The following is a 17,532-nucleotide window of genomic DNA, read 5'->3' as shown; positions in this document are numbered from 1 at the left end:
CTTATTATAAAAAATGATTGTCATGTTTAATAAAGTAATTACCTTAATTGATGAAGCAAACGACCAAGACCCTAATACTGAGCAGCACAATGGACAAAGCTTTCCTAAAGAAAGTTTATACGCCTTGCGCATGAGCGAAATGTTAACTCGTTTTAAACCAGATGCCGATGAACTCATGCAAATTGCAGTGCGTGCACAGCATATTCAGCGTTGGAAGTCGCCACGTAGTGATTTTGAAATGAACAAACAGGGCTATCATCAGTGGCGCAGTGCACTTTATATATTTCATGCTAGCAGCGTGGTTGCGCTCATGAAGCAAGCTGGTTACGGTGAAGCTGAGCAAAACCGAGTGTACGATGCGGTCGCTAAAAAAAATATTAAACATAACCCAGACAGCCAATTAGTTGAAGATGTAGCAAGCCTTGTATTTATTGAACATTATATGCTTGGGTTTGCCAATGCAAAACCAGATTACAATGAAGAAAAATGGATTGGGATTATTCGCCGTACATGGCAAAAAATGTCAGATGAAGCCCATGAGTTTGTACTTGCAGGTAATATTACATTGCCCGGGCCGCTTGTTGGGCTTATTCATAAAGCACTTGAGTAAAAGAAAATAAATAAAAAGGAATTTTAAATGTATTGTCCTCGTAGTAATACGCCACTTGAACCTTTACTTGTTGGCGGAATTACTGTTTTTACGTCAGCGCAAGGCGGCGTATTTTTTGATAACAGCCAAATTTTTAAGTTTAGTTCGCCGGAGTTAAAGCATGGTCAGGTTTTACTTAAGTATTTGAATAATTATACCGAAGGTGAGGGCGAAGTCTCATCGCGAGTAAATTGCCCTAAATGCCCAAGTATTTTGATGATGCGCCGGTATTTTTCGCCACTCAAAGTGGTTGAAATAGACGAATGCCCAGGTTGTGCAGGCATATGGCTTGATAGCGGCGAGCTGGCAAAAATACACGAAAACCATTTGACCCCCCGAGAGCGAAAGCTGTTAGCCCACGAAATGGCAACCAATCATGGGTTTATAACTATTAAGCCGCCAAAATCAAAGTATTACCCCAGAGCGCCTAAAAATGTTCAAGACACGACAGTTGAACGGCTGGTGCAATTAGCATTACTTAATTTTCAGTAATAAAAAACGGCGTACTAAAAAGTACGCCGTTTTTTTGTAATAAATTAACGCTTATGCAGTTTATTTATTACGGTTTTCTTTAGCAAATGCACGTATTTTACGTTTTTGCGAAAGCGTTACTTTATTAGTACGCCCTGCAAATGGGTTATCACCTTCTCTAAATTCAATTTTGATTGGGGTGCCCATAATTTTCAGTGCTTTACGGTAATAGTTCATCAGGTAGCGTTTGTAGCTATCTGGTAAATCGTGAACTTGGTTACCATGAATTACAATACGTGGCGGGTTATAACCACCGGCATGCGCATATTTAAGCTTAACACGACGACCACGAACAAGTGGCGGCTGGTGATCGGCTTGTGCCATGTCCATAATACGGCGAAGCATTGCGGTGCTAATACGCTTAGTAGCCGACTCGTACGCTTCATCCACCGACTCAAATAAATGACCAACACCTGTACCATGCAGTGCAGATATAAAGTGCAAGCGTGCAAAGTCAATAAAACCTAAACGACGGTCAAGCTCTGTTTTAATACGATCTTTAACGTAGTCGTCAAGGCCATCCCATTTATTAACGGCAATAACCAGCGAACGACCTGAGTTAAGCGCAAAACCTAATAAGCTTAAGTCTTGATCAGAAATACCATCGCGCGCATCCACAACAAGTAAAACCACGTTACAATCTTCGATTGCTTGTAGTGTTTTAATCACTGAGAACTTTTCTACTACGTCGCTTACTTTTTTACGTTTACGAACACCTGCTGTATCGATTAACACATACTCTTTTTCGTTACGTGTCATAGGGATATAAATAGAGTCGCGTGTTGTACCAGGCATATCGTAAACAATCACACGTTCTTCACCAAGTATACGGTTTGTAAGTGTAGACTTACCGACGTTAGGTCGACCAATAATAGCAAGCTTTACTGGTTTATCTGCAAATGCTTGGTGGTCAGTATCGTCGCCTTCACCTTCTTCGTAAAGCTCAATGAGCTCTTCATCATTATCGGCTACGTCTTCATCTTGTGCTGCGAGTTCGGCAATAATAGGCTGAAGTGTGTGCTCAAGTAAAAGCGTAATACCGCGACCATGAGCTGCCGCAATGTGATGAATCTCACCCAGTGATAACTGGTAAAATTCAGCACAATTTGAGTCAGCATCAATACCGTCAGTTTTATTGGCAACAACAAAACATTTTTTGTCTTGCTTGCGAAGATGATTAGCAATAGCTTGGTCGGCAACGGTCATGCCTACGCGGGCATCAACTAAAAACAGTACGATGTCGGCTTCTTCAATTGCAAGTAGCGATTGGTCAGCCATTTCGATCTCGATGCCTTCTTCAGTGCCATCAATACCGCCCGTGTCTACCACGATAAATTCATAGCCATCGTAACTAGCTTGGCCATATTTTCTATCTCGTGTTAAACCTGGAAAATCGGCTACGAGTGCATCACGAGTACGTGTTAAACGGTTAAATAATGTGGATTTGCCCACATTGGGTCGCCCAACTAGAGCGATCACGGGAAGCATAAACTACCTCTTAAAAAAACAACAAAAGGCTTCGCAGAGCGAAGCCTTATAAAAACCATATGACTATTAGTAAGTTAGTTTGGTATTGTTACCGCACTTACTTCACCGTCACGGGTGTATAATATCAGTTTGTCGTTGGCAACAACAGGTTCAACAAAGAAGCCTGAGCTATCAAAGTCTTCACGCGCTACTAACTCGCCAGTTTCCTTGTTTAGCCAGTGTAGGTTACCTTCTTGGTCACCTAGGGCTAAATAGTTACCTGTAACAGCAGGACCTGTTAAGTACCAGCCACGAAGTGCGGGTTGGCTCCAACGTTCAATACCTGAATTTTTATCTAATGCATAAACAACGCCGTTGCTGTCTACTACATAAATACTTTGTGCATCCATCGAAATTTCGCGGTAGCTGCTGTATTCACGTTTCCAAACCACATTACCAGAGCGAATATCAACTGCTGCTAGGTTACCGTTGTATGCAATTGCATAGGCGTACGGGCCGCTAATGAGTGGCTGCGTGTCTACGTCAACCAGGCGTTCAAATTCTGAAGCACCTTTTGCAGCTGCAATTTCTGCGCTCCAAGCTGAGTAACCACTTTCTGAAATTAAAACGCTTAATTTACCTGTTTCTAGGCCAACTAAAACGCCACCGTTTGCAACCGTAGGTGCACTTTGTCCGCGTAATGTAAGTGCTGGCACTTCTTGTTCAAAGCTCCAACGCTCTTCACCTGTATCAGGGTGAAGTGCTAATAATTTACCTGAGCCTAGGTTTACAAATATAAGGCCGTCGCCGGCTGCTGCTTTTGAAAGTGACTCACCGGGTACGTTTTTGCGCCATACTTCTTCGCCAGTTTCGCGATCAAGTGCCACTACAAAGCCGTGTTCAGAACCAATATACAGTTTACCATAAGCTTGTAATATACCGCCTGATAATTTTGCTGTACCGTCGTCGCTCCAAGGCCAAAATGAGGTGTCTTGACGTACGTCGGTCTCCCACTGTACATCGCCGTTAGTAAGCGACAATGCTTCTACTTGACCTTCGCGGTTTGCAACATAAACAGTGTCTTTGTATACAGCAGGAGTTAAGCGAGAAAAATAATGCTCTACGCCGCTACCTACAGACTCTTGCCAAACCACATCAGTTTCAAACTGATTGGCGATTTCGGGAAGGACTAGTTCGTCTTCTTCATCACTTGATGAACAACCCATTAGCGTTGCCATACATAGGGCAAGGGTTGCGGTCGTTAATTTTTTCATACCTAAAACCTTATGCCGCTGGGCTAGTTACTGCTAGGTCATCTAACTTAACTTGTAAAAGTGGGTTGCCTGTTAACCCACCTGCATCTACCGCAGCCTGATAGGCGGTGCGCGCTTGCTCTTTATTACCTTGCTGAGCATAAATATCGCCTTTAAGCTCTGCAACGTTTGCATTAAACGCTTCAGGTAATGGTGCATTTAGTGTGTTTAACGCATCGTCAAAATTAGTTTGTGCAATTTGTATACGCGCTAAACGTGTAATAGCAATCGCTTTTAATTCTGCATTTTCAACGTTTGATACAATCCAGCTTAACTTTTCGCTAGCAACATCTAACTTTTGCGCTTCTACCGCGTCTTTAGCTGCTACAAACGCCGCAAGGGCTGCATAGTTTGTGTCTTTATTTTCACTGATAAAAGCATCAGCTGATGATAAAACATCATCGCCTTCTACTAATTTAGTGTAAGAATCTGACGCTTGCTCAGCGGTTGTAATTTGGTTTTGGTTGTAGGCTTTCCAACCGTATAAGCCACCTAAACCTACAATTACACCGAGTGCCAGTGAAAGACCGTTTTCACGGAAAAAGCGTTTAATGGCTTCTGCTTGTTCTTCTTCTGTTGAATGTATATCCATGATTACCTCTAATATCTGCTTAGCCGTTTATAAGCTCAGCTAGTAGCGCTTTAGCTTGTTCTAATTCTAATGTGACTTGTTCTTTACGATCACGTAAATACTTTATGGTCACCACGCCTTGTTCTAATTCATCTTCACCAATAATTACGGCAACAAGTGCATCGCTTTTATCGGCACGTTTTAATTGTTTTTTAAAGTTTCCGCCACCCGCGTGAACCATCACACGAAGGCCAGCCACATCACGGCGTAGTTCAGACGCAATAATCGGGGCTTGAATACTTGCTTTGTCGCCCATGGCCGCTAAATATACATCAGCATTACGGCGAATGTCACCAACACATTCAAGTGCTTGGAGTAACAACACTAAGCGCTCTAGGCCCATTGCAAAGCCAACTGCTGGGGTTGCTTTTCCACCAAGTTGCTCAACTAAGCCATCGTAGCGTCCGCCAGCACACACAGTACCTTGCGCGCCAAGGCTGTCGGTTACCCATTCAAATACTGTGCGGTTGTAATAGTCTAAACCGCGCACTAATTTTTCGTTAACCGTGTATGAGACGCCAGCTGCGTCTAAACGTTCACATAAATTTTCAAAATGTTCTTTTGATTCAGCATCTAAATGCTCTGACAGTTTAGGTGCATCAACTAATATTGCCTGTACGTCTGGATTTTTGCTATCTAGCACACGTAATGGATTTGAATACATGCGGCGTTTTGAGTCTTCATCAAGCACGTCGGTATGTTGTTCAAGGTAGGCAACAAGCGCATCGCGGTATTGTGCACGAGCTTCATTAGAACCCAATGAGTTAAGCTCTAATCGCACATGCTCGGTAATGCCAAACGCTTCCCAAAGCTGTGCTGTTAGTAAAATAACTTCTGCATCAATGTCGGCTGTGGCAATGCCAAAGGTTTCTAAACCAAATTGGTGAAATTGACGGTAACGGCCTTTTTGCGGGCGCTCATGACGAAACATAGGGCCCATGTACCAAAGACGTTGCTCTTGGTTATACAATAAGCCGTTTTCGTTACCAGCACGAACACACACTGCGGTGCCTTCTGGGCGAAGAGTTAGTAAATCACCATTGCGATCGGCAAACGTGTACATTTCTTTTTCTACTATATCGGTCACTTCACCAATAGAGCGTTTAAATAGATCGGTTGATTCTACAATAGGAAAACGAATTTCTTGATAACCGAACGAAGCTACTGTCTCGCGTAAAATGTTTTCTACTTTCTGCCAAACTTGCGTGTCGCCCGGCAGACAATCGTTCATACCGCGAACTGCCTGAATTTGTTTTGCCACTGATAAATCCTAAATACTGTTTATGTGTAATAAAAAAATGCTTACACAACAAGAATGCTAAAAATTGACCCAATATTATATACCCAAACGACCTCAAGATGCGAGCGTCGTTGGAATTAAAAGAAATTACCATTATTAAAAGTAATACTTTGATATAAAGCCCGATGAAGCGCTGAACTCTGTATTTTGTGAATGCTTGGGTAAATCTATTATAAAGGTCAACGCCAAACACGAGTGCTTGGCGGTTAATACGTTATTTATTCGACTATTTTTACATCGATAGGGGTTTGGCTTTGCTTTTTATCGATGAAATCGCGAACGTAGCCCTCTAGTTGCTCAACAATGTTGTTGTTATCTATACGTGCTTTTTGGCGTTCGCCATTAATGTATAAACCTGAGCGACGGTTTGCACCGGCAAGGCCAATATCACTAACAAGGGCTTCGCCTGGGCCGTTTACTACACAACCAATAACTGAAACAGAAACAGGCTCAATGATATCTTCAAGGCGTTCTTCTAATTGGTTCATGGTGCTCACTACATCAAACTCTTGGCGTGAGCAGCTTGGGCAGGCAATAAAGTTAATACCGCGTGAGCGTATGCGCAGCGATTTTAAAATATCAAAGCCTACTTTGATCTCTTGTACCGGGTCGGCGGCGAGTGATACACGTAGCGTATCGCCTATGCCTTCGGCAAGTAGCATACCTAAACCAACGGCCGATTTAACCGAGCCAGAGCGCATGCCGCCAGCTTCGGTGATCCCTAAATGTAGAGGTTGTTCTATTTCTTTAGCAAGCAAACGATATGCGCCTACAGCTAAAAATACGTCTGACGCTTTTACCGATATTTTAAACTGATCAAAATCAAGACGGCGTAATATATCTACATGGCGCATTGCTGATTCGAGTAATGCCTCGGGTGTTGGCTCGCCATATTTTTCTTGCAAGTCACGCTCTAACGAGCCACCGTTTACACCAATACGAATTGGAATGTTATGTTCGCGAGCTGAATCAACAACGGCTCTAATACGCTCTTCGCTGCCTATATTACCTGGGTTTATGCGCAAACAATCTACGCCATATTTTGCCACTTTTAAGGCTATGCGGTAATCAAAGTGAATATCGGCAACAAGGGGAATACTGACTTGCTCTTTTATACTTTTAAACGCTTCTGCTGCGTCCATAGTCGGTACTGACACACGAACTATATCGGCTCCTGCGTCTTGAATTGCTTGTATTTGTGCAACGGTTGCATCCACATCCATGGTGTCGGTGTTGGTCATCGATTGCACTGCAATAGGTGCGCCGTCGCCAATAGGCACATTGCCTACATTAATACGGGTGGATTTTCTGCGTTTGATAGGAGATTCTGAAAACATAGCGACTACTCTGCTAATGGTAAGGTAAATTTGGCTAAACGGTTTTTAGGAAAAGCCGAGATATCCACTGGCTCACCGTTTAAAGTAATGTTAACTACATTGTGCTTACCAAGCACAACAGCAAAAGGAGGTGTGCCAGAAACAGTCATTCTGTAACCTGCTTTTTTAACGCCAAAGGCTATTTTTTCCCCTTCGCCGTCGTGTATTTCGACCCAACTTTCGTCATTGAATAGCATTTCTATTGTGCTGATGTTGGCCTTACCCGTATCTGACTCTAGGGTTTGTTCGTCAAGTGTTTGTGTTATTTCGTCATTTGTTAAGTCTGTACTTTGCTCAATAGACTCTTGACGTAACTCCTCAGCGTCGTTTGCCGATTTTTGCTGTTCAATATTTGTTGATTGAATTGCTTGGCGCTCACTCATTATAGTGTTGCCAATATTTATATTTGTGGTTTGCTCTTCTATGGGGGTAGCGTTTTGCCAAAACCATAATGCAGACGAGCCAATAACGATGGCCAATATAATGTAGGTCACTAACATTAAACGGCTATCGCTGGCTTCTTTTTCTGTACGACGAGAAAAGCTTTGCATGTTAGCTGGTTTTGCTGGCTCTGGTGGCGCTGGCAACATGGCTAATATTGGTGTGCTATCTACCTTTAATTCGCGGCAATAGTTTTTTATGTACCCTTTTACAAAGGTAATAGGTCCTAACGCTTGAAACTCATCGTTTTCAAGGTGTTTAATTTGAAATTCAGAGAGCTTTAGCGGTTTAGCAATGGCTTCAATGCTTACCTTGGCTTGCTCTCTGTGTGCTTTTAGAATTTGGCCTACGGTAGGCTGTTCGCTCTGCGTTTTTTCTTCATTCATAATAAGTATGAGTCTGGATCCACTAGTAAAAGTCTATGTCCTGGTTTTAGCTCTATATCAGGACTTAATTTATTCCATCGCATTAATTCATCAATTAATACTTGCTTCTGGGTAGCAATATCGTAAAGGGAGTCGCCAGATTTAATTTCGTAATAAATATTAGGATCGTTTAAGTAAATTTTGCTGCCATTCATTACCCGATCCGACTCTTTTAATCCATTCCATTGCAGGAGTTTTTGTAGTTTAACATTGTATCGCACCGAAATGCTAAATAGGTTTTCACCAAACTCAATAATATGAAAAGGCACACGTAATGCTGCCACTTTAGGGTTTAACATCGGTAATGCGGTTTGCTTATTTGACGCTAAGTTTGTAAATGTAACATCATTACCGCTTTGGTAATCACTCGTTTCAAAAATATCTTCGTTTTTAGTGGCTTCGTAAAAAACAACATTTGATTCGTTATTGGCAACGGTAGTATTTGCCGTGACTGCTGGCTGATTTGTTTGAGGTGAATTAAAGTTAGCCGTTTTAGGCGCCCCAAAAGAAATAATTTTCACCTCTTCTTTTGGTGGTGCTGATGCTACTTTAGCTGCCACTGTTGCAGGTGCTGTACTAGGCTTAGTGGCGGGCTTTTCAATAACTGTCTCAGGTCTATTTGGTGCTTTGGGTTCAGTTGTTAAAGCAAGTAATACCGCAGATGTATCTGTTGATGGCCCCGTAGGTGTAACTTGCTTTATTTCAGCTTGTTCTGGCTGTTCAGCAATTGCTGTTACTGCCGTTTTAGTTGTGGCTTTTTTTGAAGCCATTTTTGGTGTTGCTGAAACTTCAGCAACAGTGTTTTCAGCGCTTATGCTTGAATCATTTCTTGCTATGACTGGATTCGCGTCTTGCGTGTTTTGCTCAGGCTCTACAGATCTAACTTGCGCTGGTTGTTTAATGATCAGGCTTTTTGTGTCATCTTGAGTAGGTGCTTTTTTTCTGACTATTTTTATTTTTGGTTTTGCACTTATATATGTGCTATCTGCATCAGCTTTTAGCTCATTTAGTTTGGCTTTACGGTATTTTTCACGCAGCATTTCAAATTCGTTAAAACGTGTTCGTTGCTCTCTGATTGCATACGCTTCGTTACTAGTAGAGTAGGTTTGTAAAAGGGTGCTTGCTACCTTTTCGGCTTCCTCTATTCGGCCCATACGATTTTTTACTAAATAGCTAAGCATCAAAGCACGCGACGATACTCGACCTGTGTCGTCGTGTTTTTTAAGAATGTCGTTTGCTTTGTATAAATCACTTTTTGCATAAAACAAAGCCGCTAAACTTATAAGAGTTGAGGTTCGTTGAGAGCTGTGATTAAGCGCTTGCTTGAAGTAAGTTTCTGCGTTTTCAAAATCGTCAAATTCAATAGCGCATAACGCTAGATTTTCGTAGCTTTCGGCAACACGGATATATGTTGGAATTTCAATGGCTTTTAAAAATTGGTCGGTGGCGCGGTCGTATTCATCAATGCCACACAAAAATACACCGTAGTTGTTAAGTGTATTAGGGTCATCTGGTTTTATATCTAGTGCTTTTTGATAGGCTCTGTCGGCTAATGGGTTTTCACCTACTTGCTGGTAATAATACGCCATAGAGTAATGAACTTCAGGTAAGTTGGGAGCGAATTCAGCTGCGCGTTCTAGGTTGTATTTTGCTTGTGAATTATTACCTGTTTTTAGGTACTGTAAGGCTAAAGCTATTCGCGTGCGTGCTGCCCCGGCGTTATTGATTTTATTTTTGACAACGGGCTTATTACTGCCGTTATAACTACTTTCGGTAACACAGCCACTTAAAGCCAGTGCCGATAGTGTTATAGCAAGTATAGATCGCATTACCTTATCTCTTTATTTTTGTCCATATTGCCTATATTACCTAAAAGCCCTCATGTTGCATCAATTATTTAATAATAAACGATTTAACAGGAGGGCTTTAGGTAGTTTAACTAAATTAGGCTTGTTGGATGTTAACTGAGATTTTGTTATCGTCGCGCATTTTCTTTTTTGCCATACGTTTTGTACGGTCAACGACATCTCCGGCTAATTGTCCACAGGCTGCGTCAATGTCATCACCTCGAGTTCGGCGAACAATACATGTAATGCCAGCAGCTTGTAAAACCTTAGAAAAACGGTCAATTCGGCTGTTGCTTGAACGTGTATATTCGTTACCTGGAAACGGGTTAAACGGAATAAGGTTTACCTTAGATGGCGTGCCTTTTAACGTTTTAACAAGTTCGTGTGCTTGGTCGGTACTGTCGTTTACGCCATTAAGCATTACGTATTCAATTGTTACGTCTTTATTGGCTTTAGAGCCATCAATGTATCGACGACATGCCGCTAAAAACTCTTCAATAGGGTACTTTTTATTAATTGGTACCAAAATATCACGCAGTGCGTTATCTGGTGCATGAAGTGAAATAGCAAGCGCTACGTCAATCTTCTCTTTTAATAAATCAAGTGCAGGTACTACGCCCGATGTACTTAATGTTACGCGGCGCTTAGATAAACCAAAGCCCCAATCGTCCATCATCAATTCCATTGCTGGTACTACGTTTTTAACGTTAAGTAATGGCTCGCCCATACCCATCATTACTACGTTAGTAACAGGGCGTTTTTCGCTGTTGCCATCTAGGCCAATATCTTTGGCTACTCGCCAAACTTGGCCAATAATTTCTGATACTTTTAAGTTACGGTTAAAGCCTTGTTGTGCTGTTGAGCAAAAAGTACATTCTAGTGCACAACCTACTTGTGAAGATACACACAATGTTGCGCGCTCTTTTTCAGGGATCCACACAGCTTCAACTTCTTGTCCGCCTTCAAGTACTAATGCGTATTTGATTGTACCGTCGCTCGCTTGTTGGCGAACTGAGATTTCAGGGGCGACAATTTCGCACTCAGCTTTAAGCTTTTCTTTAAGCTTTTTATTCACGTTGCTCATTTCGTCGAAGTTATCTACGCCAAAATGATAAATCCATTTCATCACCTGATCGCCACGAAATGGCTTTTCACCGAAAGATACAAATAGCTCGCGCATTGCATCTCGGTTTAAATCTAATAAGTTAATCTTTTTTTGCGCAGTGGTCATGAAACAACCTTAATCAGTAACGGTGGTGATAAAATTTACAGAGACAAATTGTACACAATTCGTTCACTTTAATCATTAAGTAAAGCATCATAAATAGCAGAGTAATACTTTAATTAATGACTAAAAAAGGGCTCGAAAGCCCTTTTCATACTTTGCAACACAGAGTTAGCTGTGAAACTCGAATTAACGAGTACGTGGGCAAAGTTCTTCGTCAGCGAAGAAGTACGCGATTTCGCGAGCAGCAGATTCAACAGCATCAGAACCGTGAACAGCGTTTTCGTCGATGCTATCAGCGTAGTCTGCACGTAAAGTACCAGCTAGCGCTTCAGCAGGGTTAGTAGCACCCATGATTTCACGGTTTTTAAGAACAGCGTTTTCGCCTTCAAGAACGGTAACCATTACTGGACCAGATGTCATGAAAGATACTAAAGCGCCAAAGAAAGGACGTTCGCTGTGTTCAGCGTAGAAACCTTCAGCTTTCTCTTGAGAAAGGTGAACCATTTTAGCTGCAACGATTTTAAGACCAGCAGTTTCGAAACGGTTGTAGATAGCGCCGATGTGGTTTTTAGCTACTGCATCAGGTTTTACGATTGAGAAAGTACGCTCTAAAGCCATCTTTATGCTCCAATAATTTATAAGTAAAAGTGTGAATATTAACGGGCGCGAATTATACGCGTTTTAAGTGAAAAATCCTAATTTTATTAAAAACCAGTTCAATTACAGTTTTATGATCTTGATCAAGGGGAAATTTTTAGTGCTATTTATACTGCCGCGCTTCTGCTTTTATATTTAAATTTATGACGCACACAATTGGCTCAATGCCTGTTGTTGTAGGGAGCGCACATGCCATCTGTTTCATCTAGCCCATTTATACCAGAACTATTATGCCCAGCAGGGAGCTTAAAAAATATGCGCTATGCCTTTGCTTATGGTGCTGATGCGGTCTACGCAGGGCAACCTCGTTACAGTTTGCGCGTAAGAAATAATGAGTTTGATTTAGAGACCTTACAAATAGGTATTAATGAAGCACACGCATTAAATAAAAAATTTTATGTAGTATCAAATATCGCGCCCCATAACGCCAAAGTGAAGTCGTATTTACGAGATATAGAACCTGTAATTGCTATGAAACCTGATGCGTTGATCATGTCAGACCCAGGTCTAATAATGCTAGTACTTGAAAAGTGGCCCGATATGCCAGTTCACCTTTCTGTACAAGCCAATGCGGTAAACTATGCCAGTGTATTGTTCTGGGCAAAACAGGGTATTGAACGGGTGATTTTGTCTCGTGAGCTATCGCTTGAAGAAATCAGCGAAATACGTTCTCTGTGCCCTGAAACCGAGCTAGAAGTATTTGTACATGGTGCGTTATGTATGGCTTATTCTGGACGTTGTTTGCTTTCTGGCTACATAAATAAACGCGATCCAAACCAAGGCACATGCACTAATGCGTGTCGTTGGGAGTACGATGTAAAACCCGGTACTGAGAATGAAACCGGTGAAATGGTGCATAAAATTGACCCTAAAGCAGTTATACCCACTTTAGGTGAAGGCGCGCCAAGCAACGATGTTTTTATGCTAGAAGAGCAAGGTCGCCCGGGTGAATATATGCCTGCATTTGAAGACGAGCATGGTACTTATATCATGAACTCAAAAGACTTACGCGCCGTGCAATATGTGGAGCAGCTAACAAAAATGGGCGTGCACAGCCTTAAAATAGAAGGGCGCACTAAGTCATTTTATTATGTCGCCCGTACCGCACAGGTATACCGTAAAGCCATTGACGATGCCGTTGCAGGTAAACCATTCGACGCTGATTTATTTAAAACACTTGAAAACCTAGCTCACCGCGGTTACACCGAAGGTTTTTTAAAGCGCCATGCTCATCAAGATTATCAAAATTACGAATACGGTCACTCTGTATCAAATCAGCAGCAATTTGTAGGTGAGGTATTAGGGCGAAATGCTAATGGTTTGGTTGAAATAGATGTAAAAAATAAGTTTTGTGTTGGCCATTCATTAGAGCTAATGACGCCGAAAGGTAATGTTAGCTTTACCCTTGAAAGTATGGAAAATAAAAAAGGCGAAAGCATTACCGATGCCAAAGGTTCAGGCCATATTGTTTTCATTCGTTTAGATAATACTATAAATTTGGAACATGCTATTTTGATGCGCAACTTGGATGAGCACCAAGATACCCGAAATCCATTTAAGCAAGTCGCGGCTAATTAATAATTAAACCCAATAACGAATGAGGCTGTGTATTACTGGGCAATTAAAGTAATTAACTAATGCTTAGATATTTTCGAGCTAATTTAGAAGCAGCCTATTAAATTAAATTTTCATTATGTTATTTTTTGCTTGAGTCACTTATTAGTTTGAGCAAAATTATGGTAAGTACGAGTGCAGGGATTACCCATATATAAGCATTCATTGTTTTTAACTCCAAAATTGAAAACTGAAATCAACATTAATGATTTGGCAACGTTTTGCAAGGAAACGATTACAAGCGCTCTTCAATCTAAAACTATCCGGCATAACGATAATTTTAAAAATGGTGATAAAAAATAAACAGAGTTAAGCATTCAATTAATAAAGGTACTTGAACTTAAAACAAAACCCCTACCGATTCTTGTTTTATAAATTATATTAATGAAAGAGGTTAATAGTGGCTCTACTTATAAATAGCAAATGCATTAACTGTGACAGTTATAAGGTTTTCAATTAAAGTCTTTAAAAACAACTTGTTACTTTGTCGTGCTATGGCTTGTGCTACGATTTTACGTAACTCGTTAGCACTTAGTTAGTATCTTAAAAATAACCTTAAAAGGCAAATTGTATTAACTGAATAGTTGAAATTTTAGACTTGTAGAGTCTTTGAATCTTATATTTGTGTTTTGTAGGTTATAGAATTAATTTGGAAAAGAGAATTGGTAGTTAATAAAAGTAAAACTTAGATTTTTCTTTTTTAGTCCTGACCATAAAGTGCCTTTTAGGGATTTTTAAGCTGCATTTTGGGCCTTAAAGTGACTTGTTGGTCACTTTAACTACCGTCGGCTATATCAAAAAAGTTAAGTTTTTTACTTAATCTACTTTCTTAGCGTGTTTAACAAGCTTAATTAGAATTATCGTCAACACAGCAGCCGGTAATAACCATATAAAATCACTCATCTTAAATTCTCAATGTTTGAAGTAGTACTCTAACCTTAATGCTTTTGATGTGTTTTGCAAATTTACGTCGCTTATCTATTACCTTTCAATTTTTCTCCTCACTTATGCCTAGTTAGTTTTAGGACAAATAACTAGGGAAAACCATGAAAGACAAACAATCGAAATTCATCCGCCAATATGTACGCGCTAGTAAATCACCGTGGGATGACAGTTCAACAATTTTGCTACTAGCTGATGTTGTTGATAAGCAAGAACTTGAACTGAGCTTCACCAATTACATTTATTTACACCGAGATAGCGTGGGGAGTGTGCTGGGTATTAGTATTTCTCAACAGTTACTAGCTGCTAATCCTGAGTTCTCGGAGAGGTATTTGGAAGGTATTGAGATGTATGCTTTTTTACTCATACATATTGAAGAAATAACAAAATTTTGTGGGTTGTTTACTGCAGAATTTGAGCAACTATTTATGCTAAAACCGAATGAGTATTTTGCAGCTACAGAGTGCCATTGGTTAGATATATTAGAAAATACCTAAAAACCTTTAGCGAACCACGTGGTTCGCTTTTTTATTTCCCTGCAACGCTACTAGTTATATGTATAGAACCAAAAATAAGTTACACACTGCATGTTCATTACTCCAAAAAATTGCACCGAGCCTGGCGCTAAACAGGCTTACCTACCTGAAGAGCCTTTGTGGTGATTCACTGCATTTAAATGAATATTCATACTCTGTATGACGTACAGGGTTATGTAGGGAGAAAACAATATAGCGATTGTTTTGGCAGCAGGGCCCGAATGCGCGGTCTTAGTTACCTAATGTAGACAGGTTAAAAATAAAAAGGAGTGAATAATATTCACTCCTTTTTTACATTCAAATTTTACCGTTTTGATATTCTATGCGAAATATCAACAATGCCTCTTAGTTGTGCATACCTAATTAAAATAGGTCATATACATAAGAGATATTATGAAAAATAAACCAATAAAATGGCAGTTCGGGGTGATAGTTCGAACACTCTCAGATGTGTGCTCCATAAGCGGCTACACATTTGCGTTATCGGGTTGGCTTCATTACAAAAAGGTCTGTGATATACCATTAATTACAGATATGGCAGCTAACTCGTATGTACTATTGATTTTAGCGTGTTACGCAAGCCATTTGACATTGGATATTATTGCGCAGTGGTCTAATCGCCATTAACTTCTAGAGCATCATTTTGATGCTCTTTCTTATGAATAGAATAACGCTGTAATTTCATCGCAAAATTTTGTGCGATACACAATCGCAGATTGTAATAACGCAGCATCTTTGTGAGTCATGAATGGTTGTTGGGTTCTCTTATTTATGCGCTCTGGGAGCTCTGTCAGTAACTGGGTGTGTAATCTTTTTATATCTTCAAATATTTGCGTAGATTGTGAAAATATAAATACCTGTTGGTAGTGGCCTGCTTTAAGTGAGGCGAGGTATTTGAGCAGTATAGTCTGACGTGTCGATTTACTTTTAAATGAGTTTTCAATTTCGATAGCAACGACGGTTCTATCTGGTAATACGGCCACACCGTCTACAATTCGCGCACTGCTTTGATTATAAAGTCGTTTAAATTCTGGCTCAGATAAAAATCCTGTCCATAGCGGCCTGTAAACGCCGTCTGAGGTATGGTTATGTAATCCGCGAAGGGCAACAAATGTATTCATCAGGTCGTGCATTATGTGGTTGTGGTTAACCTGCAGTGCGGGGTTTGATTTTGAGCGAAAGTAAGTATCAATACTGGTTTGCTCTTGTGCGTATTTAGCTCCTGAGTAGCTAGGAATATAGACCCGCCCATCAGGACTTCTATGTGTAGGGACCATCGTTAACAGTTTTTCGTCTACTAACTTATTTAAATGGGCAAGCGCTTGAGGTTGACTAATATTATAGAACCAGCGAATAATCACTGGCGCGACAATAGAAAACCTGACCGCAATAAGGACTGTTAGAGCAGTACGGTTTACCCCCTTTTGATAGTTGTTAGCACCTACGTTATATCGCATATCAATGTCAAAATAGCGGGCGTATTGGTGAGCATAGTCGTTATCTTTTTGCATTTGAGTTCACTTAATCAGGAGTCATAATTTATATAACTCCCGAGTATGCGAAATTGACTGCTTATTTAGCGCGAATCATCAAAAATTGCCCATCGTTATATACATCACCAAACGCGATACTCATAAGCTTTTCACTACTGGCGCCGTTACGTGATTTAGACTGCGTTATATCAACCACAGTCACTGCGTTAGTACTCAGTTTTAAATCTTTTGCTGCAATGAGCACGTTATCAACAGCACGCGCAATCTCGGTATGGCCTCGGTAGTTTTTGCCTGTTTTATCTGTATGGTGCAGTATCAAAATTGACTTTCCTTCGTTTCGTAATGCATCAATACATTTGTTGTAGTAGTTCCAGTCGTTTTGATTGAGCTCTTCTGCGGATGTATACAGTGCGGATAGGTTATCGAAAATCACTACATCGGCCCATTCAATATCACTGACGAGTGCATCAAAACCGTCAGGTGTTGCGAGGTCGGGCATTCCTCCTGGAATACTTTTTCTATGAATTACTCTAAATAATTGGTCACCAGGCCCAGCGCCTATCGCGTTAAAAATATTGGCAAAACGTGTTTGTATCTGATGCAAACCTAATTCAGCATCAATATACAAAACTTTTTTAGCTTCGCACGGCTCATTACCAAAACTAGTAGTGCCAGCAGCAACACACGCTGCGATATACTGAGATATATAGGTTTTTCCAGAGCCAGCTCCGGCAGCAAGCAGCGTAGCCTCTCCGGCGGTTAATATCGAAGGTACAATGATGCATGGTTGAGGAATATCGGCCTGAACAATACTAAGCACGCTATCGGCTTTTCTTAATTGATGTAATGGATTAGGTGTGTTTGTTGATTCACTGCTTTGTGTAAATTGTTGGCTATGTTTTTGGTCATTCATATTAATAAACTCCTATGAGATTGCGATATTTCGGAATTTCTAAATAGGATGTCGAAGAACGAACTAATTGCGGTTTATGTAAAATTATCCAATTTATTTTTTATTTTTATTAAGCGTGTTTTTAAACGTAGAAAATTTGTGTGAATTAAACCTATAAAGTAAGGCCTCC

The 17,532-nt window shown here is 40.6% G+C and carries 16 protein-coding genes; 5 read left to right on the top strand and 11 right to left on the bottom strand.

The window, feature by feature from the left end; genetic code table 11:
* Positions 1-22: 22 nt before the first annotated feature.
* On the top strand, positions 23-610 hold the full coding sequence (locus CWB62_RS06620; protein ID WP_058404581.1) for a DUF4202 domain-containing protein: 588 nt from the start codon (positions 23-25) through the stop codon (positions 608-610).
* Between the two features lie 27 nt (positions 611-637).
* Complete coding sequence (locus tag CWB62_RS06615; protein ID WP_138529400.1) at positions 638-1,141, top strand: TFIIB-type zinc ribbon-containing protein; 504 nt, start codon at positions 638-640, stop codon at positions 1,139-1,141.
* A gap of 60 nt (positions 1,142-1,201) precedes the next feature.
* Here the strand turns inward: CWB62_RS06615 and der are convergent, their stop codons facing one another.
* From der to ndk, 9 genes are all read right to left on the bottom strand, one after another.
* Positions 1,202-2,668, bottom strand: coding sequence for a ribosome biogenesis GTPase Der (gene der, locus CWB62_RS06610; protein WP_138529402.1), 1,467 nt, complete (start codon positions 2,666-2,668; stop codon positions 1,202-1,204).
* Between the two features lie 74 nt (positions 2,669-2,742).
* On the bottom strand, positions 2,743-3,921 hold the full coding sequence (gene bamB, locus CWB62_RS06605; protein ID WP_138529404.1) for an outer membrane protein assembly factor BamB: 1,179 nt from the start codon (positions 3,919-3,921) through the stop codon (positions 2,743-2,745).
* A 10-nt stretch (positions 3,922-3,931) separates the two neighbouring features.
* Positions 3,932-4,552 carry a YfgM family protein gene (locus tag CWB62_RS06600; protein ID WP_058404575.1) on the bottom strand — a complete coding sequence of 207 codons (621 nt, stop codon included), beginning with the start codon at positions 4,550-4,552 and terminating at the stop codon, positions 3,932-3,934.
* Positions 4,553-4,571: 19 nt separating this feature from the next.
* On the bottom strand, positions 4,572-5,852 hold the full coding sequence (gene hisS, locus CWB62_RS06595; RefSeq protein WP_138529406.1) for a histidine--tRNA ligase: 1,281 nt from the start codon (positions 5,850-5,852) through the stop codon (positions 4,572-4,574).
* Positions 5,853-6,109: 257 nt separating this feature from the next.
* Positions 6,110-7,228, bottom strand: a complete 1,119-nt coding sequence (gene ispG, locus CWB62_RS06590; protein WP_138529408.1) for a flavodoxin-dependent (E)-4-hydroxy-3-methylbut-2-enyl-diphosphate synthase — start codon at positions 7,226-7,228, stop codon at positions 6,110-6,112.
* A gap of 5 nt (positions 7,229-7,233) precedes the next feature.
* Positions 7,234-8,094 (bottom strand): RodZ domain-containing protein, encoded by an 861-nt coding sequence (locus tag CWB62_RS06585; protein WP_138529410.1) that lies wholly within the window; start codon positions 8,092-8,094, stop codon positions 7,234-7,236.
* Positions 8,091-9,962, bottom strand: coding sequence for a type IV pilus biogenesis/stability protein PilW (pilW, locus tag CWB62_RS06580; protein ID WP_138529412.1), 1,872 nt, complete (start codon positions 9,960-9,962; stop codon positions 8,091-8,093). Before pilW ends, CWB62_RS06585 begins: the two co-directional genes overlap by 4 nt.
* Before the next feature lie 115 nt (positions 9,963-10,077).
* The gene (gene rlmN, locus CWB62_RS06575) at positions 10,078-11,211 is read right to left on the bottom strand and encodes a dual-specificity RNA methyltransferase RlmN (protein WP_006793574.1); all 1,134 of its coding nucleotides are present in this window, start codon (positions 11,209-11,211) and stop codon (positions 10,078-10,080) included.
* Between the two features lie 183 nt (positions 11,212-11,394).
* A complete protein-coding gene (ndk, locus tag CWB62_RS06570; protein ID WP_008111339.1) occupies positions 11,395-11,826 on the bottom strand; it encodes a nucleoside-diphosphate kinase in 432 nt (143 codons plus the stop codon).
* Positions 11,827-12,054: 228 nt separating this feature from the next.
* Here ndk and trhP point away from each other — a divergent pair, with 228 nt between their 5' ends.
* From trhP to CWB62_RS06555, 3 genes are all read left to right on the top strand, one after another.
* Positions 12,055-13,443: a prephenate-dependent tRNA uridine(34) hydroxylase TrhP gene (trhP, locus tag CWB62_RS06565; protein WP_138529414.1), complete on the top strand. Its 1,389-nt coding sequence runs from the start codon at positions 12,055-12,057 to the stop codon at positions 13,441-13,443.
* 1,082 nt (positions 13,444-14,525) lie between these two features.
* Positions 14,526-14,918, top strand: coding sequence for a hypothetical protein (locus CWB62_RS06560; RefSeq protein WP_138529416.1), 393 nt, complete (start codon positions 14,526-14,528; stop codon positions 14,916-14,918).
* 432 nt (positions 14,919-15,350) lie between these two features.
* Complete coding sequence (locus CWB62_RS06555) at positions 15,351-15,584, top strand: hypothetical protein (protein ID WP_138529418.1); 234 nt, start codon at positions 15,351-15,353, stop codon at positions 15,582-15,584.
* Positions 15,585-15,613: 29 nt separating this feature from the next.
* Here the strand turns inward: CWB62_RS06555 and CWB62_RS06550 are convergent, their stop codons facing one another.
* Both CWB62_RS06550 and CWB62_RS06545 read right to left on the bottom strand, forming a co-directional pair.
* Positions 15,614-16,468 (bottom strand): hypothetical protein, encoded by an 855-nt coding sequence (locus CWB62_RS06550; protein WP_138529420.1) that lies wholly within the window; start codon positions 16,466-16,468, stop codon positions 15,614-15,616.
* 61 nt (positions 16,469-16,529) lie between these two features.
* A complete protein-coding gene (locus CWB62_RS06545) occupies positions 16,530-17,363 on the bottom strand; it encodes an AAA family ATPase (protein ID WP_138529422.1) in 834 nt (277 codons plus the stop codon).
* Between the last annotated feature and the right edge of the window lie 169 nt (positions 17,364-17,532).

This window comes from Pseudoalteromonas sp. S408, from assembly GCF_005886645.1.
Classification (GTDB): Bacteria; Pseudomonadota; Gammaproteobacteria; order Enterobacterales; family Alteromonadaceae; genus Pseudoalteromonas.
This window is presented reverse-complemented; position numbering and strand designations above follow the sequence as displayed.